This is a genomic window from Sulfitobacter sediminis, assembly GCF_040811725.1.
GTDB lineage: Bacteria > Pseudomonadota > Alphaproteobacteria > Rhodobacterales > Rhodobacteraceae > Sulfitobacter > Sulfitobacter sediminis.
In genome coordinates this window covers 323,556-347,879 of sequence record NZ_JBFNXX010000001.1, presented here as the reverse complement: position 1 = coordinate 347,879, position 24,324 = coordinate 323,556, and the positions used below count along the sequence as shown (strand labels likewise).

Here is a 24,324-nt window from a genome sequence, read left to right as displayed (position 1 = left end):
ACCTGCCGCCGGGGCAACCGAATTCGCACCGCTTTGCGGCAGGGATCGTCTAAGAACGGCGCAAATTCAATTCAGGGAGCGCACCATGAAAATCGGATGCCCGAAAGAAATCAAACCCCAGGAATTCCGCGTCGGCATGACGCCTTCCGCCGCTCTGGAAGCGGTGAACGCGGGCCATGAGGTCATCATCCAGAAAGGCGCTGGTGTCGGCGCAGGCTTTGACGACGCGCAGTATGTCGCGGCCGGGGCCAAGATCATCGACACGGCCGAGGAAATCTTTGCCACCGCCGACATGATCGTGAAGGTGAAAGAGCCGCAGGCGGTGGAGCGCAAGATGCTGCGCGAGGGTCAGGTGCTCTTCACCTACCTGCACCTTGCCCCCGATCCGGAGCAGACGAAGGACCTAATGGACTCGGGCGCGACCTGCATCGCCTATGAAACAGTGACCGACCGCATGGGCGGCCTGCCCCTGCTCGCGCCGATGTCCGAGGTTGCGGGCAAGCTGGCGCCGCAGGTCGGTGCCTGGACCCTGCAAAAGGCCAACGGCGGACGCGGCGTGCTGATGGGCGGCGTGCCCGGTGTGGGGCCTGCCAATGTCATGGTCATCGGTGGCGGTGTCGTGGGCACCCACGCCGCGCGCGTCGCGGCAGGCATGGGCGCGGATGTGACCGTGCTCGACCGCTCACTGCCCCGGATGCGCTATCTCGACGACGCGTTCAGCGGTCTTTTCAAGACGCGCTATGCCTCGGCCCAGAACACCATCGAACTGGCGCGCGAGGCCGACATGATCATCGGTGCCGTGCTGATCCCCGGTGCGGCGGCGCCCAAGCTAATTTCCAAAGCGCAGCTTTCCGAGCTGAAGCCCGGCGCGGCGCTGGTGGACGTGGCGATCGACCAGGGTGGCTGTTTTGAGACCTCGAAGGCAACGACCCACCAGGACCCGATCTACGAGGTCGACGGCGTCATGCACTACTGCGTGGCCAACATGCCTGGAGCAGTCGCACGCACCTCGACCATCGCGCTTGGCAACGCCACGATGCCCTTCATGCTGGATCTCGCGAACAAGGGCTGGCGTCAGGCCTGTGCGGATGACGAGCATCTGCTCAACGGTCTGAACGTGCACGCGGGCAAGCTGACCTATCACGCGGTCGGCAAGGCGCTTGGGATCGACGTGCTGTCGCCGAAGCTGGCGCTGAAGGAATAGTGGGGCGGGGACAACTCCCGTCCAAGACAAAAGGGCCGCCCTGTCGGGCGGCCCTTTTCATTTCGGCCCGCTTGCGGTAGCGAAGCGGTCAGCGCCCCTTGGACAACTGGTCGCGGATTTCGATCAGCACATCGAGCTCGGACGGCCCGGTCTCGACCTCGGGAGCGACCTCCTCGGGCTTTTGGGCTGCGGATTTGATCCGGTTCACGAACTTGACCAGCATGAAGACCACGAAAGCGATGATAAAGAAGTTGATGCAGGCGGTGATGAAAGCACCGTAGGCAAAGATCGCAGCACCCGTCTCGCGCGCCGCATCGAGGCCAACGCCCGATGGCACATCGCCCGACAGCACCAGATACATGCTGGTGAAGTCAACGCCGCCGAGGATCAAGCCGATGATCGGGTTGATCAGGTCGCCCACCAGCGACGTCACGATCGCGGTAAAAGCGGCACCGATGATGATACCCACGGCGAGGTCCATCACGTTGCCTTTGGCGATGAAGTCCTTGAATTCTTGAATCATATACTGTCCCTTTTCCAGTTTGCATGACCGCAAGGTAAACGTGTGCGGTTCGCTGACGCACAATCGTCAACACATCATTGCACATTGGCGAGCCTGTTCTCGCGGGGAATTTCGCCTATGTCTTGTCACACGTCAGACAGGAGCGACAAATGGCCGACCTTTCCGCATTTCCCATCACCCAGAAATGGCCCGCGCAGAACCCCGACGTGCTGCAGCTTTATTCCTTTCCGACGCCGAACGGCGTGAAAGTCTCCATCGCGCTGGAGGAAATGGGCCTGCCTTACGAGGCGCATAAGGTGACGCTGGCGGATGCGGATGTGAAAAGCCCCGAATTCCTGTCGCTCAACCCCAACAACAAGATCCCTGCGATCATCGATCCCGACGGGCCGGATGGCAAACCCGTCGGCCTGTTCGAAAGCGGCGCGATCCTGCTTTATCTGGCGGACAAGACCGGCAAGCTGATCGGCGAGACCGCGACAGACCGCGCGCAGGTCACCCAGTGGCTGATGTTCCAGATGGGTGGCCTCGGGCCGATGCTTGGACAACTTGGGTTCTTCTACAAGTTCGCCGGGTCCGAGTGGGGGGACAAGCGCCCCCAGCAGCGCTACATCGACGAGGCCAAGCGGCTGTTGAACGTGCTGAACCTCGAGCTGGCGGGCAAGGACTGGGTGGCCGGGGAGTATTCCATCGCCGATATCGCCATTGCGCCCTGGCTGAGGGCGCTGGATTTCTACGGTGCGAAAGAGGTCGTGGGCTGGGAGGATCACCGCAATCTGGTGGCGTATCTCGACCGGTTCCTTGAGCGGCCAGCCGTTCAGACAGGGCTGGTGACCCCGCCGCGCGACTGATGCACTCCTCAGGCCGGACGGAATGATCCGGCCTACCCCCGCATCCCGTCCGCGATCTTTTCCGCGATCATGATCGTCGGCGCATTGGTGTTCCCGCCCACGAGGCGCGGCATCAGCGACGCGTCCACCACGCGGAGCCCATCGACACCGTGCACGCGGCCTGCCGTGTCGACGACGGCCATGTCATCCACCCCCATCTTGCAGGTGCCCACCGGGTGATAGATCGTGTCAGCGCGCTTGCGGATATCGGCCTCCAGCGCGCTGTCGCTGCCGTCATGGGCATAGAGCTGCTTGCCCCGCCACGGGTCCAGCGGCAGCGCGGTCAGGATGCTTTCCATCTGCCGCGCGCCCTTCATCAAAAGCTCCAGATCACGCCTGTCCGACAGGTACCGCGGGTCGATGCGCGGCGGCGCGCCGGGCTTGGCCGAGGTCAGGCCCACGCTGCCGCGCGAATGGGGGCGCAACACGCAGACATGGCAGGAATAACCGTATTGCAGGTGTATCTTGCGCATGTGGTCGTCCACGATGCCCACGACGAAATGCAATTGCAGGTCGGGCCGGTCCTGTGACGGGTCCGATTTCAGGAACGCCCCGCCCTCGGCGAAGGGCGTGGCAAACATGCCGGTCCCGTCCCTGCGCCACTGCATCCCGGCCTTGAACAGTTTCCACAGCCCCGAGGGCACCAGCCCGATCACGTCCTGCCGCTTGGAGTGGTAGCTCATCACGTAATCGAGGTGATCTTGCAGGTTCTGCCCCACGCCCGGCAATTCGTGCTGCACGGCGATGCCGTGGGCCGAAAGTTCATCCCGCGGGCCGATCCCGCTAAGCAGCAGAAGTTGCGGCGAGCCAAAGGCGCCGGCGCTCAGGATCACCTCGCGCGCCGCTTCGATCACCTGCACCTGCCCGATGCGCCGCACCTCGACACCCGTCGCGCGGCCTTCCGTCATCACCACGCGCCGCGCCTGTGCCTTGGTGAGGATCGTCAGGTTCGGCCGGTGGCGCACATCGCGATTGAGGTAGGCCGCCGCCGCCGAGCACCGCTCGCCCTTGGCGGGGCCATCGTGGAACTGCGTGACCTGATAGTAGCCCGCGCCTTCCAGTTCGGCTCCGTTGAAATCGGGGTTGTGCCGCACCTGCTGTTCCCCGGCGGCGTCGATGAACGCCTTCGAGATCTCGCGCGGTTCCGACTGCTCTGACACTTTGAGGGGACCGTCAGCGCCATGCAGCTCATCGGCACCGCGCACATTCCCTTCGGCCTTTCTGAAGTAGGGCAGAACCGACTCCCAGTCCCAGCCCTCGCAGCCCAGATCCGCCCATTCGTCGTAATCCCCGCGATGCCCCCGCACATACAGCATCGCGTTGATCGCCGAGGACCCGCCCAGCGCCTTGCCGCGCGGCTGGAAGCCCTTGCGGCCGTTGAGTTCCGGTTGCGGCACCGTGTGGAACGCCCAGTTGTTGATCTTGGGGCGGCCCGAAATCATCGCCGCCACCAGCGCAGGCGCGCGGATGACAAGATCGCGCCCCTGCCCGCCCGCCTCGATCAGGCAAACGGAAACATTCGGGTCCTCGCTCAGCCGCGAGGCCATGACACTGCCCGCCGAACCGCCGCCGACGATGACGTAGTCGAATTCCATGGTGTTCTCCCCTTTTGGGAGAAGGCTACGCCTGCAGGGACGCTTTGCAAAGGGCGGTCGGCACATCCTTGGGTGTAAGAACCGGCGGGCTGTCGAACCCGTTGCGCCATACCACAAGCGCCATTACCGGATGATCGAAGGTCTGCATCGCGTGGGGCTGATTGCTGGCATGCGCGCTGGTCTGGCCGGGGCGCAGCACCTCTGGGGCCTCGCCATGCCGCAGGAAAAGCGCCTCGCCCGCGACGACGAGGTACATCTCTTCCGCCGGATGCTGGTGCCAGGGGTAGTAGAGATGCGGCGGCATGTAGACGAGCCAGGCCGCCATCGTGTCGCTGGCAAAGGCGCCGCCCTCGCCGATCAGACAGTAACACCCGAAACGGTCCATGAAATCCTGCCCGATGTCGGTTTCCTTGTAGGTCTCGCGCCACTGGGCGAGCGGAGCGCAGGACCGGAAGGCATCGCGCAGCGCCGCGAGGCTGTCGGTATAAAGCCCGGCTTCCGCCGCAAAAAGCGCCGCTGCCGCAACGTGGAAAGGTGTCACCGGCTGACGGCGGATATCCCCTGCGAAGGGAGAGAAGGCGGAAAGTGCCGCACTGGCCGCATAGGCCTCGCGCGTGGCCGTAAGCAGTCCGTCCCATAGAAGATCGTGGTCGGTGTGGTCCAGCATCCCGCGTTCCTCCGGAGCCCCTGACGATCAGAGGCTAGGGAGAAAGGCGGGGGATGTCCGCGCCGATTGCGACAGCGGCAAGGACGCGAAATGACCAGATTTGCGTGACTGATATTCGTCCGGCTTATCCCGGCAACTTCCCCGTCAGCACATATCGCAGGATCTGCACCACCTGCGAAGGCTCAGAAGCCACACCCAAAGCCGCCGCATCGACCTCTTTCAGCGCATGGGCATGGTCCGGCCCATGCAGGATGATCAGCGACTTGCCCAGTGCCGCCGCATAGCCTGCATCGAAAGCCGCGTTCCACTGCTTGTACTGATCACCGAACCGCACGACCACTACATCCGCATCGGCGATCCCCTTGCGCGTCCGGATCGCGTTCACCTGCGCGCCCTTGCGGTCGTGCCAGAACTTGTCCGCCTCCGCCCCGAGGATCGCCACGCCGCAATCGTCGCTGGCCGCGTGGTCGGTGACGGGGCTGGAAAAGGTCACGTCCAGCCCCTTGGCCCCCTCGATGATCTGCTCCCGCCAGTCGGTGTGGATTTCCCCGGACAGATAGACTTTCACGGCTTGGCCCTCCTTCATCTTGTCGGAGCCTTACATAGCGCATGAGGCCCCGGTGTCTACGGACGGCGGGCAACGATATAGCGGCTCATCGCGGGCTTGGAGCATGTCTCGATAATGCGGAAACCGGCCCATTGCATCGCTGCCTCAAGTTCCTGCACCGTGAGGTAGCGTACGAAGGGGGCCTTTCCCAAAAGCTGCATCACCGGCACCATCGCCCGGATCGCAAAGCGCTTGAGCCCCATGGACGGATCGCCGATGCAAGGGGTCTTGGTGATCAACATGCTGCCCGGTGCCATCTCGCGGTAGAGCGTGCTCAGCACCCGCTCCATGTCGTTGGTCAGATGCAGGATGTTGAAGCCCAGCACCACATCGAACTGCCCGGCCTTTTCGGCTGCCCCCTGTGCCGTCTTGACCTGGAAGGTGACGTTACGGGCTTTCTGGGCCAGTGCCTTGTCCGAGGCGATGCGCATCATTTCGCGGGAAATATCGGTGCCGGTGATCTCAGCAACATCAGCCGCCAGTTGCAGCGCGGTCGACCCGGTGCCTGCCCCGATCTCGAGCACCCGGTCGGTCGGCTGCAGATAGCTGCGCGTGCGCCCGAGGGTGTATTCATAGGACTCCGGGTCCTTGATGGGGCTTGCGGCATATTTCCCCGCCGCGTTGTCCCAGAATTCTCCTGCGTTTGTCATAATGTTCTCCTTTCTCCACCCTCCTACATCCGTATGGATCACCGGGGAATTGACGAATTCTGAAGGTTATATATACGTATTTGCATGGATCAGGACCAACCCGACTGGAACCTCTTGCGCGCCTTCGAGGCCACCGCGCAGGAAGGATCGCTCTCCGCCGCCGCCCGCCGCCTCGGGCTGACGCAGCCCACGCTCAGCCGCCAGATCGCGGCACTCGAGGACAGGTTGGCGCTGATGCTCTTCGAACGCAACGGCCGCTACCTGCACCTGACCGACGCGGGCCGCGAACTGCTGCCGCATGTGCAGGACATGGGCGATGCCGCAAACCGCCTGTCGCTTTCGGCCAGCGGGCAGCAGTCGGACCTTGCGGGGCTGGTGCGCATCACGGCAAGCGAGGTCGCCTCGGCCCATATGCTGCCGCCAATCCTGCAAAGCCTGCGCCTTCGCGCACCCCAGATCATCGCCGAGGTGGTCGCGGGCGACGACATCCGCAACCTGATGACCCGCGAGGCCGACATCGCCCTGCGCCACGTCCGCCCCGAACAGCCCAACCTGATCGCGCGGCTGATCGCCGAGCGGAAGGGGTATTTCTATGCCACCACCGGCTATCTCGACAAACGCGGGCGGCCCGAAACCCTTGCCGATCTGGCCGAACACGACTGGATCGGAATGGGCGATCTGAAACGCGTCCTAGAGTACATGTTCAGCCTGAACCTGCCGATCACCGAGGACAACTTCCGCGTCCGCACCGAAAGCGGGCTGGTGGCCTGGGAGATGTGCAAGACGGGCCTCGGGATCATCCCGATGGATGAGACCGTCGCAGCGGGCACGCCGGGGCTCGAGAAAATCCTGCCCGATGAGCTGGTCGTTACCTTCCCCCTCTGGCTGGTCGCGCACCGCGAAGTGCATACCAACCCGCGGATACGGTTGGTGTATGATCTGCTGGGGGAGGCGTTGGGATAACGAACGGACTTTGACCCGCGTTTTGCGCATGTCGGTTTAAGGAGGTGTCCGGGCAATTGTCACCGATGTGAAGACGGGCATCCTCTTTCCTGTAGACTTTGGCCATTTCGCCTTGTCTTAATGGTCTTTGCGATTGAAAGACCCCGCGGCAGGGGGCGACTACTGAGACATATGAAGAGGCCGGCCGGCCTCTCTCATCCAGATATTTGGTGAATAAATTGACGCGAATTTTGGCATTACTTTACGTTGTCATTGCCCTGCTCACCGGACCGGCAGCGGCGCATGAACGGTTCGCACTGGTAATCGGGAACGCGGCGTACACAAGCGTCCCCGCACTCGACAACCCCGTGAACGACGCGCGCCTGATGAGCGATGAACTGCGCGGCGCGGGCTTTTTCGTCACGACACTGACAGACGTGACCCGTGCCGAAATGATGGAGGGCGTCGAGACCTTTGCCAGCACAGTGCGCGCGGCGGGGTCCGAGGCGCTGGCGGTGTTCTATTTCGCAGGACACGGGGTGCGCAGCAACGATTTCAACTACCTTCTTCCGCTGGATGTAGACATCCGGTCCGAAGCCGACATTGCGGAACAGGCGGTTCCCGCGGAATGGATCCTGGATCGCTACCACACGCCCACGGCGGTCACCGTGATGATCCTTGACGCCTGCCGCGACAATCCCTTTGCCAGCCAATCGGACGGCGCGTTGGATTTGGGCGACGGGCTTGCGCGCATGACCGCGCGGACGAACGATCTGATCGCCTATGCCACGGGACCCGGCGAAGTGGCCCTCGATGGGACTGGCAGCAACAGCCCCTATACGGCGGCAATTGCCCGTGCGATCGGAACCCCTGGGCTGACCTTGCAGCAGGTGTTCGATCAGGTGCGTTCAGATGTGGTCAGCGAAACGGACGGGGCCCAGTCGCCCTGGGCCCGGTCTTCGCTGAACCTCAAGATAGGCATGAAGGACCTGACCAAGCGCTGAGGGCGCCTGGCAGAAACGGTAGGATGGGTGCTTGCACCCATCACCCGCGATGGGTGCAAGCACCCATCCTACCCCCGCAATACCCCACCCGTCGCCTTCGTCACCTTCTCCACGACCTTCGCCGCCACCGCCTCGATATCCGCGTCCTTCAGCGTCTTGTCCGTCGGCTGCAACCGCACCGTGATGGCGAGGGACTTCTTCCCCTCGCCCAGCGCGCCGCCGATGAATTCGTCGAACACGCGCACATCTTCGATCAGCGCCTTGTCGGCCCCCATCGCGGCGTTGACGACGTTCAGCGCCTCGACCTCGGCATCGACAACAAAAGCAAAATCCCGCTCCACCGCCTGCAAATCGCTGATCTGCAAAGCGGGCCGTGTCGCCCCCGACTTGCGCGGCAGCGGCACCTCTTCGGGCCAGAGGGTGAAGGCCATGGCGGGGCCCTTCACGTCCATGGCTTTCAGCACCTTCGGGTGCACCTCGCCGTAGATGCCCAGCACCTTCTTCGGCCCCAGACAGATCATGCCATGCCGCCCCGGATGCCACCACTCGGACGCACCGCGCAGGATCTGCACCTTGGCGGGCGCGCCCATGGCGGCAAGCACAGCCTCGGCATCCGCCTTGACGTCAAAGACATCGACCGCGCGGTCCGCCCCGTGCACGTCCTTCGACCCGGTGCGGCCCACGCGCAGGCCGGTGATCAGCGTGTGCTGCTCCTCCGGCTCGCCGCCGTGAAAGGCGGGGCCCGCCTCGAAGAGCGCCATGTCGGCGAACCCGCGCGCCTGGTTCCGCGCGGCGGCCTGCAAGAGTCCCGGCAGCAGCGCGGGGCGCATGTGGCTCATGTCGCTGCTGATCGGGTTTTCCAGCATCGTCGCGTCGTCGCCACCACCGAAAAGCTCCGCCGTGGCCTTGTCGATGAAACTGTAGGTAACGCATTCATGGTAGCCCAGCGCTGCCGCCGCCCGGCGGCCCGCGGTCAGCCGTTTTTGCATGGGCGACAGCACCGGGCGCGGCACGCCATCGGAGAGACGCGGGAGCGGCTTGCCCTCAAGCTTCGTCAGCGAGGCGATGCGCGCCACTTCCTCCACGAGGTCCGCCTCGCCCTGCACGTCGGGCCGCCAGCTTGGTACATGGGCCATGTCGCCTTCCAGCGTGAAGCCCAAAGCCTCCAGCGTCGCCCGCTGCGTTTCCGCCGAGATCGTCATGCCGACGAGCGACTGCACCCGGTCGGTATCGAGCCGATAGGCGCGGGACGTATCCGGAATGGCCCCCGCCACCACAACCTCCGACGCCTCGCCGCCCGCTTGATCGAGGATCATGCGCGTCGCATGTTCGATGCCGTGCGGGGTCCATTCGGGGTCGATCCCCCGCTCGAAGCGATAGCGGGCATCCGAATTGATCTTGAGCGCGCGGCCCGTATAGGCCGTGCGGATCGGGTCGAAATAGGCTGCCTCAATGAAGACATTGGTTGTCTCAGCGGTACAGCCCGTGGCCAGCCCGCCCATCACACCCGCGATGCTTTCCACGTTTTCCGCATCCGAGATCAGCGTCATCCCCGCATCAAAGGTGTATTCCTTCTCATCCAGCCCCACGAGCGTCTCGCCCCCCTTGGCGCGATGCACCCGCAGCCTGTTGCCCGCGACCTTGTCCGCGTCGAAGACATGCAAGGGACGGTTCCGGTCATAGGTGAAGAAGTTCGTCACATCGACAAGGAAGGAGATCGGCCGCAACCCGATGGCCCTGAGCGCGTCCTGCAACCACTGCGGCGACGGCCCGTTCTTCACGCCCCGGATGACACGCCCGTAGAACACCGGGCACTGCTCCAGCGTATCCGCGTCAATCGTCACGCTGATCGGGCAGGGAAACGCTCCCGGCACCGGATCGCAATCGCGCGCCTTCAGCCTGCCCAGCCCCCGCGCCGCGAGGTCCCGCGCGATGCCCCGCACGCCCAGTGCATCGGGACGGTTCGGCGTAATCGCGATCTCGATCACCGGATCGACCTTGGCCGGATCGTTCTCGGCCAGCCAATCCACGAAAGACTGCCCCACCTTGCCCGACGGCAGCTCGATGATGCCGTCATGTTCATCCGAGAGCTCCATCTCCCGCTCCGAGGCCATCATGCCAAAGCTCTCGATGCCCCGGATCTTGCCAACCCCGATGGTCGTGTCGATCCCTGGCACGTAGACCCCCGGCTTGGCCACGACCACGGTGATGCCCGCGCGCGCGTTGGGCGCGCCGCAGATGATCTGCTTCACACCTTCGTCCGTCTCAACCTGGCAGACGCGCAACCGGTCGGCATCGGGGTGCTGCTCCGCCGATCTCACATACCCGATTGTAAAATCCCGCAGCTTCGCGCCCCGATCCTCGACCCCCTCGACCTCAAGGCCAAGGTCGGTCAGCGTCTCGCAAATCTCCTCGACCGACGCCTCGGTCTCGAGATGGTCTTTTAGCCAGGAAAGCGTGAACTTCATCGGATCGTCCTCACAGGTCTTGTCGGTGGTGTCGGTACCGCCAATCCCGCCGGGTTTCAATCAGGCACAGGTCCCGCGCTTCATCTTTCCACTACAACTCAAATCCGACAGGGCCACAAGCGCACCCTCAGGGATAGCCCGGCGCGCGTCCCATCAGCTGATCCAGCTGCCAGCCGATCCAGCCGTGCGGGATGAAATGCCCGCCCGGATGCAGATCAAGCGTCACACGCCCCTCCGGGCAGTCCCAGCGGAGCCGCTCCAGCACCAGCCAATCGACGGCCTGCCAATCTCCCAACCGTTCCGCTGCCCCGCAGCGGTAGACCTCACGCCAGAGCGCCACGGGATGCGTCACGTCCCCCTCGGGGCCATAGGGAAACCGCATCACGTCATCTGCAAAGCCGTAAACCTGCCGCACCTCGCCCGGCGCTTCGGGACAATCGGCGTCCTGCGGCAACTTCCCCGAGATCGCCAAAAGCGCCACCACCCCCGCGCCCGCCTCGCAGGCAAAGCGCCAGGCCATCGCCGCCCCGTAGGAATAGCCCGAGACGTAAATGCGCTCCGGATCGACAGGAAACCGCGCCGCCACATCCTCCAGCACGGCACGGGCAAAAGTCACATCCCGCCCGCCCGCGCGCCAGAAATCCCAGGTCCGCCCAAGCCCGTTCGGCGCCACCAGCAGAACCCCCCGCCGCCGGGTATGCCCGGCGATCCGCCGATGCTTCACGATCAGGTCCCCCTGACGTCCCCAGCCATGGAAATGCAGCAGGACCGGGAGGGCTGTCTTGCCGTCCCAACCGTCGGGCAGCCGGACGTGGTAGGACCGATCTCCGAGGGGGCAAGGGATTTCCGCACCGCAGGCCTCTGCAAGGCCCGGTGTGGGCCGGATCAACAGGAGGAGGCAGATGAGAAGCGCGCGGACAGACATGGGTATGCCATGCAGGTGTGCCGCCCGGATGTCACCTCACAATCCTGCGAAGGAGGGTGGGCGAAACGCCCACCTTACGAACGATCCGAGCACGGTCCGCGATCACCCGGCGCATATCCTTGCCTAGGCCGCTACTTCATAAGAAGCGATTATCCCGACCACCTGGGCGCGAGAAACGCGAAAGGGCACACATCTCCGCTCATGTTAGGTGGACGCACAGTCCACCCTAATCGGCAATCACCCCGACAACCCACCATGCAAATTCGGCTGCTCCAGCGCCCCGAACCCGTAGTGCCGCAGCCAGCGCAGGTCTGAATCGAAGAACGCCCGCAGGTCCGGAATGCCGTATTTCAGCATCGCGATCCGGTCGATCCCCATGCCAAAGGCGAACCCCTGCCATTTCTCCGGATCGATCCCGCCGGCAGCCAGCACCTTGGGATGCACCATGCCCGAGCCCAGCACTTCCATCCAGCCGTCGCCCTCGCCGATGCGCAGCTGACCGTCGACCCAGGAACACTGGATATCTACCTCCGCCGACGGCTCGGTGAAGGGGAAGTGAGAGGCGCGGAAGCGGGTCTTGATCCCGTCGATCTCGAAGAAGGCGGCAAAGAATTCCTCCAACGTCCACTTGAGGTTCGCCATCGAGATATCGCGGTCGATCGCCAGCCCCTCGACCTGGTGGAACATCGGCGTATGGGTCTGGTCGTAATCGGCCCGGTACACTCCGCCGGGGCAGATGATGCGCAGCGGCGCGCCCGCCTTCTCCATCGTCCTGATCTGCACCGGCGACGTATGGGTGCGCAGCACGTGCGGCGGGCGGTTATCCCCCTCGGCGCGGTGCATGTAGAAAGTGTCCATCTCGGCCCGCGCGGGGTGGTGTCCGGGGATGTTCAAAGCGTCGAAATTGTACCAGTCGGTGTCGATCCGCGGTCCTTCCGCAACCGAAAACCCCATCTCGGCAAAGATTGCCGTCAGCTCTTCGGTAACTTGGGAAACCGGATGGATCGTCCCCCGCGGCCGCTCCCGCGCGGGCAGCGTCACGTCAAGCCACTCCGACCGCAGCCGTTCGTCCAGCGCCGCATCGGCCAGGGCCGCTTTCTTGGCCGCCAGCGCCGAGTTTATCTCGTCCTTCAGCGCATTCAACGCCGGGCCCGCGACCTGCCGCTCTTCCGGGGTCATCTTGCCCAGCTCACGCATCTTCAGCGCGACCTCGCCCTTCTTGCCCACGGCGGCCAGCCGGATATCCTCCAGCGCCGCCTCGTCCGCCGCGTCCGCGATCTGGCTCAGGTATTTTGTCTTGAGATCGTCCATCTCGGCCTCTGACCCTTGGTTTTGCGGCTCCCTGCTAGCCTGCCGCCCCTCCCGATGCAAGGGCGGGCGGCAGGTGAAACCCTGTGACCCATCAGTGAGACTGGGATAGGCTGACCACAATCAAACAGGGAGACAGAATGATGGGCACCACGGGAAGATGTTATTGCGGCGACATTCGCTACGAGGTCACGAGCGACCCGCTCTGGCAGGCGTAATGCCATTGCCGGGAATGTCAGTACATCTCGGGCGGCGGGCCGAACTACTTCATGATCGTTGCGGCGGATGATTTCGCCTTTACCCAAGGCACGCCGTCGCAGTTCACTCGCGACGACATCGAGAACCCCCGCACGCGCGACTTCTGCCCCACCTGCGGAACGCACCTGATCACGCGCCTGCCCGATGGGCAGCGGATCGTGCTCAAGGTCGGCACGCTCGACGACATGAGCGTCTACACCGGCCCGCAAATGGCGATCTACTGCTGTGACAAGCAGCCGTTCCACGTCATTGCCGAAGGGGTTCCGACGGTGGACAAGCTGCCACCGCGCTAACGCTTGCCCGTCAGCCAGAAGGTTTCGATCCTGCCGATCCCCTTGATCTCCACCGGCCCGCGCGGCGCGAATTCATAGCGATCCGCCAAGAGCGCCCGCGTCGCCGCTGTCACCTGTATCCGCCCCGGCTCCCCATGGCTTTCCATCCGGCTCGCCGTGTTTACCGTGTCGCCCCAGACGTCGTAGAACACCTTCGACGTGCCGATGACGCCCGCGATAGCAGGGCCGGAATGGATGCCGATGCGCAGATCGATGGGCTCTCCCAGTTCTTGCGACAGCCGCTTGACCTCCGCCTGCATGGCAAGCGCCATGTCAGCGATGATTTCCGCATGATCCTTGCGCGCTACGGGCAGCCCGGCGGCGACCATGTAGGCGTCACCAATAGTCTTAATTTTCTCCAGTCCCCGTTCTGCGGTCAGCACATCGAAGGCCGAGAAAATGCGATTGAGCCAACCGACCAAGGTCTCCGGCGACATCCGCGCGGACCGAGGCGTGAAATCCACGATATGGGCAAAAAGCAGCGTCACGGCGGGCAACCCGTCGGCAATCACCTCCCCGGGCCGGTCCTTGAGCCGCGTCGCAATTTCGTCCGGCAGCAGGTTTTGCAACAACGCCTCAGAACGGGCATGTTCGGCGGCAAGTGCCGCTTCGGCTTGGGCTACCTGTGCTGTCAGCGAAAAGAGGATAGCCGCAATCTGACTGGTCAGAACGATCAGAGTGACCACGTAAACCGTCCTGTTGAACCCCTCACCCACGTCAAGAAGCCCGGAAGGCTCCGGGAAGAGAAGCCGGGAGGCCGCCATCGCGACAATCACCACCAGTACCAAGACCGCAGACTCCTTCGGGCGCGTGACAGACTGCAGCAGGGCGACGGCCACGATGCCGTTAAACATGAAAAGGTACAGCCCCGAGGAGGCACCGGTCAGAAACGTTGCCACGACAAAGACAGAGATCAGGACCGATCCGCCGATCAAAAGAGCCAGGCTCTGGCCGACAAGCGGAATAAGCCGCGGCAGGAGGAAGTTGAGCATCAGGGGCGAGACCGTCACCGCAAGGAGGGGCGCACCCGCCAGGGCATATCCGATGACGAATGGAACGGTGAAAACCGCTCCCAGCAAGCAGGTCACGTTATAGGCGTAACGCCCCGAAACCTCGTTGTCGGGCAGACCCTCGAGACCGATCTGCGTCTGGCGCCTGAACCAGTCTATCAGATTGCCCAACATCGCCGCACACCCCCTCTAGCACTGTGCAACGAGCCCGAGTAACCAAGTCAACGAAAAAAGCCGCCCCCGTAGGGAGCGGCTGTTGGAATGGGTATGTGGCGGCGCTTACTTCGCCAGCGCGCCCTGCGCAGTTGCCACGATGGCACCGAAGGCCTCGGGCTCGTGCACGGCGAGATCGGCCAGCACCTTGCGGTCCACTTCGATCCCCGCAAGGTTCAGACCGTTGATAAAGCGGGAGTACGTCAGCGACTCGTCATGCGCACGTACGGCGGCGTTGATCCGCTGGATCCACAGCGCGCGGAAATTCCGCTTGCGGTTACGGCGGTCGCGGGTGGCGTACTGGTTGGCCTTGTCGACCGCCTGCGTGGCGACCTTGAAGACGTTCTTGCGACGACCGTAATAGCCCTTGGCGGCCTTGACGATCTTCTTGTGGCGGGCGTGGGTGACTGTTCCACCTTTAACTCGGGACATCTCGGCTCTCCTCTATCAGCGGTCGTAGGGCATGAAGCCCTTGATGATCTTTGCATCGGGCTCCGACAGGGTTGTCGTGCCGCGTGCGTCGCGGATGAATTTCTTCGTCCGCTTGATCATGCCGTGGCGCTTGCCGGCCTGACCCGCGATGACCTTTCCGGTCGCCGAGATCTTGAAGCGCTTCTTGGCGCTCGATTTCGTCTTCATCTTTGGCATTTCCGTCTCCGTCTCTTTGGTTCGGTTTACACGCGACTCGGCATGCCATACCGGCCGGCCGCGCGGGTGAAAGCTGGCGTATAGGAGGATGCGGGATGTTTGGCAAGGGGGTCCCGCGCCTTGTTACTTCAGCGATGGCAGGATATAGCAGGGAACACCTTGCACGCAGCCGTTATCCACCGCATCCCAGTAGTTGAACCACTTCAGATTGCCGCGCGACAGGTCAAGCTCCACACCCGGATCGACATAGAATACCTGGCCCATCCGGTTATTCGTGGATTTCCTCAGGCCGGACGGAAGTGCGTCGATCGGCCGGGTAATGACGAGACGGCTGAGGTCGTCACCGCGCAATTCGCCCCGGTCCATCATCTGCAATAGACCGGCCTCGGCGGGCAACAAAGCATAGCGTTCGGCATCCCCATCGGAAACCAGTGCCTCTGGGTCGATCCGAACGACGCCCAGCGGGTAGCTCTGGCTCAGCTTATACACAAGCTGCATGCGGGCGGCCTCATGTTTGGTGATCTCGGTCAGGCCTCCGTTTTCCTTGCGCCGATAATAGCTTTCCCGAATGACGACCGGTTCGTCGACACCGACAAGGTCGGCGCTGCCGATCTTGGTCTGCAATGAAGGAAACATGTGGCTGTCCATCCGCTCGCGCTGCTGGGGCTTCAGGCGGCTGTCTTCGAAGGCGACCTGCAGCACGTTGCCGAGAATTTCGCGTGCCCGCGGCTTTCCAAGGGCGGAAGGGCCGGGCGCGCAGATGCCAGACCGGGCAAAGTGAACGCGCTCTTTCGGAAGGCCGGTCACCGCATTGCTCCCGTGTGTCACCAGTCGTTCAACGCGATCCGTCGCGCCGGAGATTTGCCAGATCACCGGCACCTCTGCGCCGAGAATGATGTAGAGCGGCGCCTGGCCCTTTTCGATATGCAGCCGGGCGACCGTGGTCGACTGGTGCGTACCGGCAATCGCGACGTCGGACAGCCCGCCGCCCCGGACGGCGCCAAGGACCCGGAGCTCGGCTTTCGCCGATGTCGGCGGATACCGGCAAAGCTCGGGCAGGCCCGCTTCTTGCAGGGCAATTCTCTTGGTCTCGAGATGGGCGCTGCGCTGTGAGGCAGGGTCGGGGCGTTTCGTTGAAGGTTCGGGTGCCTCGCGCAAAATCGCTTCAATGGTCTCCACGATCTCGGATTCCGTGACCCTTCCGTCCCTGTCGAGATCGTACTGGAGCAGATGCTCCCCGCCTAATCTTCTGGATGTGTTCTTTTCCAGCCAAACCTGAACAACTGTTTCGATTTCCATTGAAGACAACGCGCCGTCCTTGTCTGCATCGGCCTCGAACCGCTTCGTCAGCAGGATGGCGCACTCGGATGCACTTGATGACGCAAGATGTCGCGTGAATTCATCGGCGCTGATCGCAGCGTCGCCATCGAGGTCGAACCGCAGATACTGCGCCATGAGGGACGCACGCTGATTTGCTACTTGCGCAGCATGCCGCTGCTGCAGACTGTCGCGGGTCAGCACCCCCTCGGGGGCATATTGCGCAAACTCGCGCAATGTCATCTGGAGAGTTTGTGCCGGGTTGCGGCGGATGTGTTGGATGACGTCCCGGGTCATCTCGGGCAAGGTGCGCCGGCCTTCCACGACCGGCGTGTCGCCTGCCCCCTGCTGTGCCAGGACCGGATCGACGAGCGCGATCAGGGCAAGAATGGACAAGAACTTTTGCATGATTCACCGTCGATAAATGCAATCTTTGGATGAATCGCTAACGGCCAAAACGGGCGAGATTGTGGCGAAGGATGGTAGAGCGGCAAGGGGATTGCCTTGCGCAGGTTATCGGAAGATCCTCGCGGTGCCCGATGGACAGCAAGGGAGGGCACGCCGATGTCCAACGCAGAGACCGACGCGCTGCTTGCCGCGCTCATCACCCAAGAACGCCGGGTCTGGCAGGCCCTTGTCGATGGCGATGCCACCGCAGATGCTGCACTGCTCAGCGCGGACTTTCTTGGGGTATATGCGGACGGTTTCGCGGGCAGAGCGGACCATACTGGACAGCTTGCCAGCGGACCCACCATCCTGCACTTCGACCTGTTCGAGCCGCGCGCGCGGCCTCTTGGGCGCGATCACGCACTCTTGAGCTATCGGGCTGCGTTCCGGCGCCCCGGCCGTTCGACAGAGAAGATGTACGTCAGTTCGATCTGGGAAAGACGAGACGGGACCTGGATCAATATCTTCAGCCAGGACACGCCTGCCGATGGCGCCTGAGATCTTGTCGCCCTAGGGCATGTATTGCCCCACCACCCTGGCGAAGACATCCGGCACCTGGTCAAGCGTATAGCCCCCCGGGCTTGTCTGCATCGCGTAGAGGATCAGTCCGCCGCCGATCAGGACCGTCAGTGCAGAGGCGCGCGGTGCGCGGCTGTCGGCTAGGGCGGAGAGGATCGACGGAATGGAAAATGCCGCGATCACGATGCCAAGCGTCAGGGCAAGGTCCGGGTCCATGAGCGTGCTCCTTGCGAAAGTCGCAAAAGCTTACTCCGGGTCGGAGGCAAAAATCAAACGCTCGTCGCAGGGAGCCACCCGCAGGATGTTGGTGCTGCCCGGTACATTGAAGGGCACACCCGCCGTCACGACGATAAGGTCGCTCTCTCCGGCGAACCCTTCACGGCGCGCCGCCTGCACCGCCGAAACGACTGCCATCTTGAACCGGTCGACGTTACCCGTGATCACGCAGTTCGTCCCCCAGCTGAGCGCCAGCCGACGCGCGGTGCGCACGAGGGGCGTCAACGCGATGATCGGCACGCGGGGCCGCTCCCGCGAGGTCAGCAGCGCGGTGGTGCCGCTTTGGGTAAAGCAGCAGATCGCCTTGATATTCGTTGTCTCGGCAATCTCGCGCGCTGCCGCCACGATTCCGTCGGCCACCGTCATACGGTCCGCAGTGCGCGAGGCCTCGATGATCTGGGTATAGGTCGGGTCCTGCTCTACCTCCGAGGCGACGTTGTCCATCGTCTGCACCGCTTCGACCGGATAATCCCCAGCCGCCGATTCCGCGCTGAGCATCACCGCGTCCGCCCCTTCGTAGATCGCGGTGGCCACGTCCGATACCTCGGCGCGCGTCGGCATGGGGCTTTCGATCATGCTTTCCAGCATCTGCGTTGCGACGATCACGGGCTTGGCCGCAGCACGACACTTGCGCACCAGCCGCTTCTGGATGGGCGGCACGTTCTGCACCGGCAACTCCACGCCCAGATCACCGCGCGCCACCATGATACCGTCGCTTACCGCGAGGATATCGTCGAACCGGTCCACCGCCGATGGCTTTTCGATCTTCGACAGGATCGCCGCACGGCCCTTGGCCAGAGCGCGCGCCTCGTCCACGTCTTCGGGCCGCTGCACGAAGCTGAGCGCGAGCCAGTCGACACCCAGCTCGCATGCGAACTCCAGATCGGCCCGGTCCTTTTCCGACAGCGCCGCCAGCGGCAGCACCACGTCGGGCACGTTCACGCCCTTGCGGTTCGAAATGACGCCGCCCGTAACCACCTCGCAATTGGCATGGTCCTCGGCGCAGTCGATCACCTTCAGCCTGATCTTGCCGTCATTCACCAGCAGCCGCGCGCCGGGCTTGAGTGCCGCGAAAATTTCGGGATGTGGCAGGCAAACGCGGCTTGCGTCGCCGTCCGTCTCGTCAAGGTCCAGCCGGAAATGCGCGCCTTCGCTCAACTGCTCGCTATCATTGGCAAAGACCCCAACCCGGAGCTTGGGGCCCTGCAGGTCGGCCAGGATGCCGATGGTGCTGCCGAGAGTCTGCTCGACCTCGCGGATGACCCGGTGCTTTTCGCGGATTTCCTCGTGGGTGCCATGGCTCATGTTCAGGCGGAACACATCCGCCCCTGCCTTGTGCAGCGCCTCGATCATCTCGTAGGTGTCCGAAGACGGACCCAGTGTCGCGACAATCTTCACGTTGCGCAGGCGTCTCATGTGTCGTTTCCCCTGATAATCTCAAAAAATCTGCGGCGAATGTTAGCGATAACGGGCTTCTTGCCAAGAACTACTAAGCCCCAAAGAGCCTGTCAAAGATTTCACATTTATGATGCCGCTGCCAGCACGGATTGACCGGCCCCGGCGCTTGACAGCATCCGCCGCGCAGCCCAGCTAGGAAGAAAAGGAGGACCCCATGCCCACCCAGACCGAGATAGAACTGCAAGCCGCCGCCTTTCGCCGCCTGCAAAAGCACCTGATGGAAGACCGCACCGACGTTCAGAACATCGACATGATGAACCTCGCCGGGTTCTGCCGCAACTGCCTTGCGCGCTGGTACCAGGAAGCCGCGAACGAGCGCGGCATCGAGATGGGCAAGGACGAGGCGCGCGAACTGTTCTACGGCATGACGATGGACGAATGGAAAGCCAACTATCAGACCGAGGCGAGCGCCGAAAAACAGCAAGCCTTCCAGAAATCATTCGCTGAAAACGTCGGGAAAGGCTGAACCGGTTCCCGAAACGCGGGAAAATCGCCGAATTGCCTCGTTTTGTTTCCAATCCCGCCACAATACCTGCGCATTAAGGTCCCGTTAACCACTTCACGGGTCTCGGGACCATGCTCGAATATCTTCTTATTCCCGCATTGCTGGGTTTCGGCCTTGGCATCGACTTCCTCACCTCTCTCGACGACGACGAGGAGGACGACGAAGACGCGATTGCCAACGGACCGGTCGACATCACGCTGGCTGACGATGTCTTTGGTTTCGAGGGCACAGGTGCCAAGGAACATGTGACCGGCAACGCCCTCGACAACCGGCTGTCTGGTGGCGAGGACAATGACAAACTCTCGGGCCTCGCCGGCAACGATACGCTTGACGCAGGCGACGGCAATGACCGCATCTTTGCCGGTGTGGGCAACGATATCGCCTCCGGCGGCGCGGGCGATGATCGCATCTTCCTGCAGGACGGCGATGACAGGTACATCCCGCAGGACGGCTCTGACGATGACGCGGGCGATGACCTCATTCGCGGCGGCGCGGGCAATGACCTTATCACCGATACGCAGGGCAGCAACCGCATCTTCGGCGATCCCGGCCATGACCGGATCATCACCGTGGACGGGCTCAACACCGACGGGACCGTCGATCCGGATGCCCCCTACACCCCCGACGAAGTCCACGCAGGCTACGGCAACGATACCATCGTCGCGGATGCGGGCGACACCCTGATCGGCGGCGAGGGCGAGGATACATTTGTCATCGCCACCCTCTCCGGCAGCGAGGGCAGCCCGGCCGTGATGCTCGACTTCGACCCGGGCGAGGACCTCTTCAGCGTGGTGTTCCTGGGCGACCCGCCCGAGGACACGACGGTCGAATTCGTGCATGACGCCGAAGCGGGCCAGCTTCGCGCGATTGTGTCGGGACAGGAGCTTGCCATCATCCGCGGGCTGACGGCAGAAGACATCCCGCTGATCCAGACCTATGTCACGTCCATGCCCGAGCTTCTGGCAACCGAGGCGCCGTAAGACTCCGCGCCTTCAACGAGTCCGGTCTCGCGCGGGGGGCGGAAAGTGTCGCCCCGGCTCAGACCGCCGCCTTGCGCATTTCCTCGATGTAGATCTCGCGCATCCGCTTGGCGACCTTTCCCGGCGTCCCGTCGCCCAGCGCCACCCCGTCGATCTCGACCACCGGCATCACGAAAGCGCTCGCCGACGTTGTGAACGCCTCGTCCGCCTCCTTGGCCTCCTCGATGGTGAAATTGCGCTCCTCCACCTGCATCTGCGCCTCCCGCGCCAGCCGCAGCACGGCGGCACGGGTGATCCCGTGCAGGATGTCGTTCGACAGCGCCCGCGTGATGATCTTGTTGCCCTTCACGATATAGGCGTTATTCGACGTGCCTTCGGTGACGAACCCGTCCTCGACCATCCAGGCATCGTCGCAACCCGCCTTCTTGGCCATCATCTTGCCCATGCTGGGATAGAGCAGCTGCACCGTCTTGATGTCCCGCCGCCCCCAGCGGATATCCTCGATCGAGATGACCTTGGCCCCCTTCCTGGCAGCCGGGCTGTCGGCCAGACCGGGCTTCGACTGGGTGAACATCACCACCGTCGGCTCAGTCGTCTCGGGATCGGGGAACACGAAATCCCGGTCCCCATCGGACCCCCGCGTGATCTGCAGGTACACCAGCCCCTCGTCGATCTCGTTCCGCTTCACCAGTTCCCGGTGGACCTCCAGCAACTCTTCCTTGCTCATCGGCTGCTTCATATCCAGCTCGCTCAGCGACCGCGCCAGCCGCACCGCATGCCCGTCAAAATCGATCAGCTTGGCGCCCAGCACCGATGTCACCTCATAGACACCATCCGCCATGAGAAACCCCCGGTCAAAGATCGACACACGGGCCTCGGTCTCGGGCAGGTAGTCTCCGTTCACGTATACGGTGCGGGTCATGCGCTCATCCTCTCAAGTTGGCGTGGGGGCCAGCCCCCGAATGTCTTTAGCGGTCAGGCGGCCCATTGCAAGCAAATGCGCAAGGACGCACGCCACGCCGGTCGCATCGGCACGGGCATCATGGGCGTCTCCGGGCGCCTCCAGCCCGAAATGATCGCAGATCGTATTGCTGCGCAGCTTCAGCACGGTTTCCTCCGGCTCCCCCGCCGTGACCAGCAAGGGCACGGCAGAGCGGAACCTGCGCGCCGGGATCGGGCTCAGCACCCCCTGCACATAAAGCGAGGTTGAGAGCGTCAGCACATCGTCGGTCCCCCAACTCATCAGCAGCCCGCCATCGGCGAAACGATCCAGCGCCTCAAGCGCCTCGACCAGCGGCACCGCCTCGCGGGCAAGCAGGGCATCGTCGATCCCGGTCAGCCGCGTCAGCAGCGGATCGACCGGTACGATCTTGCCGTCCCTGTCTCGCGGCTCGACAAACCAGCCCTGCGCCTCAGAGACGTCAAAGGGGGGCTTTAGCGACAGCCGCACCGCGCCGATCTGTACACACAGAGGGTCCGGATCACGCGGCCCGCACCAGAAGCGCATGGGCGCGCCCGGTGCCGTCAGGAACTCACAATCATAGACGACGACGTGATCCATCCTACCCCCAATCACACCCGATACGGCGAACGCATCCTGTTCTCGGCCAGCAGCCGCCGGTCCGGATCACCCGGCTTGACAACAGGACCCTTGAGCGGTGCCGGCCATTCAGGCACCCTTTGCTTGCACGTTGTTTGTTGTGCGGTTCCGCGGTTACGGTCAAGAGGACAGGCTGCGGAATAAGCCGTTTCATAGGTGCAAGCACAGGAGGTTGCCCATGCCCTCGCTCTACCTGCCCGACCGCGAGGCCTTTGTCCGCTGGGACGAGGTCGGGCGCGGCGACCACACCGCCATCTGGCTGCCGGGCCTCGGGTTTCCGGCCCTCGGCAATTTCCTCAGTGTCGTCACCGATCCAGCAATGCCGCCCCTGCGGTCTATCCTGATCGACCCACCGGGCGCGGGCCGCAGCACCTTCATCGAAGACCTCTCCGTGACCGATCATGCGGATATCGTCGCGGCGGTCATGGACCACCTCGCCACCGGCCCCTGCGCGGTGGTGGGCTATTCCATGGGCGGGGCCTTCGTAGCCGAACTCGCCCTCCGCCGCCCCGACCTCGTCGACCGCATGATCCTTGCGGAAGGCAACCTGCTGACCGGCGGCGGCCCCGGCACCCGCCACATGGCCGCCGTATCGGCGCAGGAGTTCGCCAATGAACGCCTGCCCGAGATCCTCGGCGACCTGCACGAAGGTGCCATTGCGGGGGACACGGTGGACGACTTCATCCTCGCCAGCTGGGGTCAGGTGGACCCGATTGCTCTTCACGGCATGGCCCGCGCGCTCGTTGCGCTTAGACCCGAGATGGAGGACGAGGTGCTGCGCCTTGCCCTGCGGCGCAGCTACATTTTCGGCGCATTGAACCTTGCCGACCCCGAAGAGCGCATTGCCAAGAACCTGCCCGATCCCGACCGCCTCAAGGCCGCCGGTTTCACCGTGCTGACCCAGGAGGGTGCAGGTCACGAGTTGATGCTCAAAGACCCTGCCACCTTCGCCGCGCTCATCGCACCACTGCTAGCCCCATAGCGCCCGCTCCGGCGGATGCACGCCCCGCACGTCGAAAAGCAAGGGATGCTCGCGGTCCTCTGCCAGCAGAAGCGGCCCGTCCAGATCCACCACCTTCGCCCCCTGCGCCACCAGCGTCGCAGGTGCCATGGCGAGGGACGAGCCGACCATGCAGCCCACCATCACCTCATATCCTTCGGCCAGCGCCGCCGCGCGCAGCCGCAGCGCCTCGGTCAGCCCCCCGGTCTTGTCGAGCTTGATGTTGACCACGTCGTACTTGCCCTTGAGCTTCGGCAGGCTCGCACAATCATGCGCACTCTCGTCCGCACAGACCGGCACCGGCCGCTCCATGCCAATGAGCGCCTCGTCCTCTCCCGCAGGCAAGGGCTGTTCCACCAAAGCCACCCCCAGCCGCACCAGGTGCGGCGCAAGATCGGCATAGACCTCCGCCGACCAACCCTCGTTCGCATCCACGATGATCGTTGACGCCGGTGCCCCCGCCCGCACCGCCTCGAGCCGGGGCATATCGTCCGGCGTGCCCAGCTTGATCTTCAACAGCGGCCGATGCGCATTTTTCGTCGCCTGCGCCCGCATCTCGTCGGGCGTAGCCAAAGATAGAGTATAGGCGGTGATCTCCGGCCCCGGCTCGGGCCGTCCCGCCAATTCCCAGACCCGCTTGCCCGACCGCTTCGCCTCCAGATCCCACAGCGCGCAGTCCACCGCGTTCCGCGCCGCCCCGGCGGGCAGCAAATCGTAAAGCCCTTCCCGGCTCACGCCCTCAGGCAACCCTTCAATCTGCGCCGTCACACTCTCCAGCGTCTCGTCATACCGCGCGTAAGGCACGCATTCGCCCCACCCCGTCACACCACCCTCACTGACCCGCACGGTCAGCACGCGCGCCTCGGTCCGCGAGCCGCGCGAGATGGTAAAGACCTGTGCAAGGCGAAAGGTATCGGGGGTGACGTCAATCTTCATCCAATGCTCCAACACGGGGAACCACATCGCCGCAGACGACCGGCC

The 24,324-nt window shown here is 63.7% G+C and carries 25 protein-coding genes and 1 pseudogene; 9 read left to right on the top strand and 17 right to left on the bottom strand.

Translation table 11 applies throughout. From position 1 onward, the window contains the following. The first annotated feature begins 85 nt into the window (after window positions 1–85). Window positions 86–1,204, top strand: a complete 1,119-nt coding sequence (gene ald / locus AB2B41_RS01680) for an alanine dehydrogenase (protein WP_367876003.1) — start codon at window positions 86–88, stop codon at window positions 1,202–1,204. A gap of 88 nt (window positions 1,205–1,292) precedes the next feature. Here the strand turns inward: ald and mscL are convergent, their stop codons facing one another. Next, window positions 1,293–1,727 carry a large conductance mechanosensitive channel protein MscL gene (gene mscL / locus AB2B41_RS01675; protein ID WP_367876002.1) on the bottom strand — a complete coding sequence of 145 codons (435 nt, stop codon included), beginning with the start codon at window positions 1,725–1,727 and terminating at the stop codon, window positions 1,293–1,295. Between the two features lie 149 nt (window positions 1,728–1,876). Between mscL and AB2B41_RS01670 the strand changes: the two genes are divergently transcribed. Next, the gene (locus tag AB2B41_RS01670; protein ID WP_367876001.1) at window positions 1,877–2,575 is read left to right on the top strand and encodes a glutathione S-transferase family protein; all 699 of its coding nucleotides are present in this window, start codon (window positions 1,877–1,879) and stop codon (window positions 2,573–2,575) included. A 32-nt stretch (window positions 2,576–2,607) separates the two neighbouring features. Here the strand turns inward: AB2B41_RS01670 and AB2B41_RS01665 are convergent, their stop codons facing one another. The 4 genes from AB2B41_RS01665 to AB2B41_RS01650 form a co-directional block, all read right to left on the bottom strand. Beyond that, window positions 2,608–4,209 (bottom strand): GMC family oxidoreductase, encoded by a 1,602-nt coding sequence (locus tag AB2B41_RS01665; RefSeq protein WP_367876000.1) that lies wholly within the window; start codon window positions 4,207–4,209, stop codon window positions 2,608–2,610. A 25-nt stretch (window positions 4,210–4,234) separates the two neighbouring features. Next, the gene (locus AB2B41_RS01660; protein WP_367875999.1) at window positions 4,235–4,876 is read right to left on the bottom strand and encodes a dimethylsulfonioproprionate lyase family protein; all 642 of its coding nucleotides are present in this window, start codon (window positions 4,874–4,876) and stop codon (window positions 4,235–4,237) included. A 124-nt stretch (window positions 4,877–5,000) separates the two neighbouring features. Then, entirely contained in the window at window positions 5,001–5,462 is a 462-nt protein-coding gene (locus tag AB2B41_RS01655; protein ID WP_367875998.1) for a YtoQ family protein, read from the bottom strand. Between the two features lie 38 nt (window positions 5,463–5,500). Next, the gene (locus tag AB2B41_RS01650) at window positions 5,501–6,133 is read right to left on the bottom strand and encodes a class I SAM-dependent methyltransferase (RefSeq protein ID WP_367875997.1); all 633 of its coding nucleotides are present in this window, start codon (window positions 6,131–6,133) and stop codon (window positions 5,501–5,503) included. Between the two features lie 84 nt (window positions 6,134–6,217). On the opposite strand from AB2B41_RS01650, the gene AB2B41_RS01645 reads away from it, so the two are divergent. Beyond that, window positions 6,218–7,096, top strand: a complete 879-nt coding sequence (locus AB2B41_RS01645; RefSeq protein WP_367875996.1) for a LysR family transcriptional regulator — start codon at window positions 6,218–6,220, stop codon at window positions 7,094–7,096. A gap of 230 nt (window positions 7,097–7,326) precedes the next feature. After that, entirely contained in the window at window positions 7,327–8,079 is a 753-nt protein-coding gene (locus AB2B41_RS01640; RefSeq protein WP_367875995.1) for a caspase family protein, read from the top strand. A gap of 68 nt (window positions 8,080–8,147) precedes the next feature. On the opposite strand, the gene pheT is transcribed toward AB2B41_RS01640, so the two are convergent. From pheT to pheS, 3 genes are all read right to left on the bottom strand, one after another. Next, window positions 8,148–10,547, bottom strand: a complete 2,400-nt coding sequence (pheT, locus tag AB2B41_RS01635; RefSeq protein ID WP_367875994.1) for a phenylalanine--tRNA ligase subunit beta — start codon at window positions 10,545–10,547, stop codon at window positions 8,148–8,150. Window positions 10,548–10,674: 127 nt separating this feature from the next. Then, window positions 10,675–11,472 (bottom strand): CE1 family esterase, encoded by a 798-nt coding sequence (locus AB2B41_RS01630; protein ID WP_367875993.1) that lies wholly within the window; start codon window positions 11,470–11,472, stop codon window positions 10,675–10,677. 237 nt (window positions 11,473–11,709) lie between these two features. Next, a complete protein-coding gene (gene pheS, locus AB2B41_RS01625) occupies window positions 11,710–12,783 on the bottom strand; it encodes a phenylalanine--tRNA ligase subunit alpha (protein WP_367875992.1) in 1,074 nt (357 codons plus the stop codon). Between the two features lie 227 nt (window positions 12,784–13,010). On the opposite strand from pheS, the pseudogene AB2B41_RS01620 reads away from it, so the two are divergent. Further along, a pseudogene (locus AB2B41_RS01620) lies at window positions 13,011–13,331 on the top strand (GFA family protein); the annotation flags it as partial. On the opposite strand, the gene AB2B41_RS01615 reads toward AB2B41_RS01620, so the two are convergent. From AB2B41_RS01615 to AB2B41_RS01600, 4 genes are all read right to left on the bottom strand, one after another. Beyond that, window positions 13,328–14,554: an adenylate/guanylate cyclase domain-containing protein gene (locus AB2B41_RS01615; protein ID WP_367875991.1), complete on the bottom strand. Its 1,227-nt coding sequence runs from the start codon at window positions 14,552–14,554 to the stop codon at window positions 13,328–13,330. The pseudogene AB2B41_RS01620 and the gene AB2B41_RS01615 sit on opposite strands and share 4 nt — an antisense overlap. 105 nt (window positions 14,555–14,659) lie before the next feature. Continuing rightward, the gene (gene rplT, locus AB2B41_RS01610; RefSeq protein ID WP_367875990.1) at window positions 14,660–15,025 is read right to left on the bottom strand and encodes a 50S ribosomal protein L20; all 366 of its coding nucleotides are present in this window, start codon (window positions 15,023–15,025) and stop codon (window positions 14,660–14,662) included. A 15-nt stretch (window positions 15,026–15,040) separates the two neighbouring features. Next, entirely contained in the window at window positions 15,041–15,241 is a 201-nt protein-coding gene (gene rpmI / locus AB2B41_RS01605; RefSeq protein ID WP_367875989.1) for a 50S ribosomal protein L35, read from the bottom strand. Window positions 15,242–15,364: 123 nt separating this feature from the next. Next, entirely contained in the window at window positions 15,365–16,954 is a 1,590-nt protein-coding gene (locus AB2B41_RS01600; protein WP_367875988.1) for an EF-hand domain-containing protein, read from the bottom strand. A 168-nt stretch (window positions 16,955–17,122) separates the two neighbouring features. On the opposite strand from AB2B41_RS01600, the gene AB2B41_RS01595 reads away from it, so the two are divergent. Then, on the top strand, window positions 17,123–17,503 hold the full coding sequence (locus AB2B41_RS01595; RefSeq protein ID WP_367875987.1) for a DUF4440 domain-containing protein: 381 nt from the start codon (window positions 17,123–17,125) through the stop codon (window positions 17,501–17,503). Window positions 17,504–17,515: 12 nt separating this feature from the next. Here AB2B41_RS01595 and AB2B41_RS01590 read toward each other — a convergent pair whose 3' ends face one another. Then, window positions 17,516–17,740 carry a hypothetical protein gene (locus tag AB2B41_RS01590; RefSeq protein WP_367875986.1) on the bottom strand — a complete coding sequence of 75 codons (225 nt, stop codon included), beginning with the start codon at window positions 17,738–17,740 and terminating at the stop codon, window positions 17,516–17,518. 30 nt (window positions 17,741–17,770) lie between these two features. Continuing rightward, window positions 17,771–19,216, bottom strand: a complete 1,446-nt coding sequence (gene pyk, locus AB2B41_RS01585; RefSeq protein WP_367875985.1) for a pyruvate kinase — start codon at window positions 19,214–19,216, stop codon at window positions 17,771–17,773. A 196-nt stretch (window positions 19,217–19,412) separates the two neighbouring features. Between pyk and AB2B41_RS01580 the strand changes: the two genes are divergently transcribed. Both AB2B41_RS01580 and AB2B41_RS01575 read left to right on the top strand, forming a co-directional pair. Continuing rightward, entirely contained in the window at window positions 19,413–19,724 is a 312-nt protein-coding gene (locus tag AB2B41_RS01580; RefSeq protein WP_367875984.1) for a DUF1244 domain-containing protein, read from the top strand. Window positions 19,725–19,834: 110 nt separating this feature from the next. After that, window positions 19,835–20,743, top strand: a complete 909-nt coding sequence (locus AB2B41_RS01575; protein ID WP_367875983.1) for a calcium-binding protein — start codon at window positions 19,835–19,837, stop codon at window positions 20,741–20,743. A 58-nt stretch (window positions 20,744–20,801) separates the two neighbouring features. Here the strand turns inward: AB2B41_RS01575 and AB2B41_RS01570 are convergent, their stop codons facing one another. Beyond that, the gene (locus AB2B41_RS01570; protein ID WP_367875982.1) at window positions 20,802–21,665 is read right to left on the bottom strand and encodes a D-amino-acid transaminase; all 864 of its coding nucleotides are present in this window, start codon (window positions 21,663–21,665) and stop codon (window positions 20,802–20,804) included. Window positions 21,666–21,677: 12 nt separating this feature from the next. Continuing rightward, entirely contained in the window at window positions 21,678–22,304 is a 627-nt protein-coding gene (locus AB2B41_RS01565; RefSeq protein WP_367875981.1) for an exonuclease, read from the bottom strand. A 217-nt stretch (window positions 22,305–22,521) separates the two neighbouring features. Between AB2B41_RS01565 and AB2B41_RS01560 the strand changes: the two genes are divergently transcribed. Beyond that, window positions 22,522–23,325 (top strand): alpha/beta fold hydrolase, encoded by an 804-nt coding sequence (locus tag AB2B41_RS01560; RefSeq protein ID WP_367875980.1) that lies wholly within the window; start codon window positions 22,522–22,524, stop codon window positions 23,323–23,325. Here the strand turns inward: AB2B41_RS01560 and dgcA are convergent. After that, window positions 23,314–24,279 carry an N-acetyl-D-Glu racemase DgcA gene (gene dgcA, locus AB2B41_RS01555; RefSeq protein ID WP_367875979.1) on the bottom strand — a complete coding sequence of 322 codons (966 nt, stop codon included), beginning with the start codon at window positions 24,277–24,279 and terminating at the stop codon, window positions 23,314–23,316. The genes AB2B41_RS01560 and dgcA overlap by 12 nt on opposite strands. Window positions 24,280–24,324 lie beyond the last annotated feature (45 nt).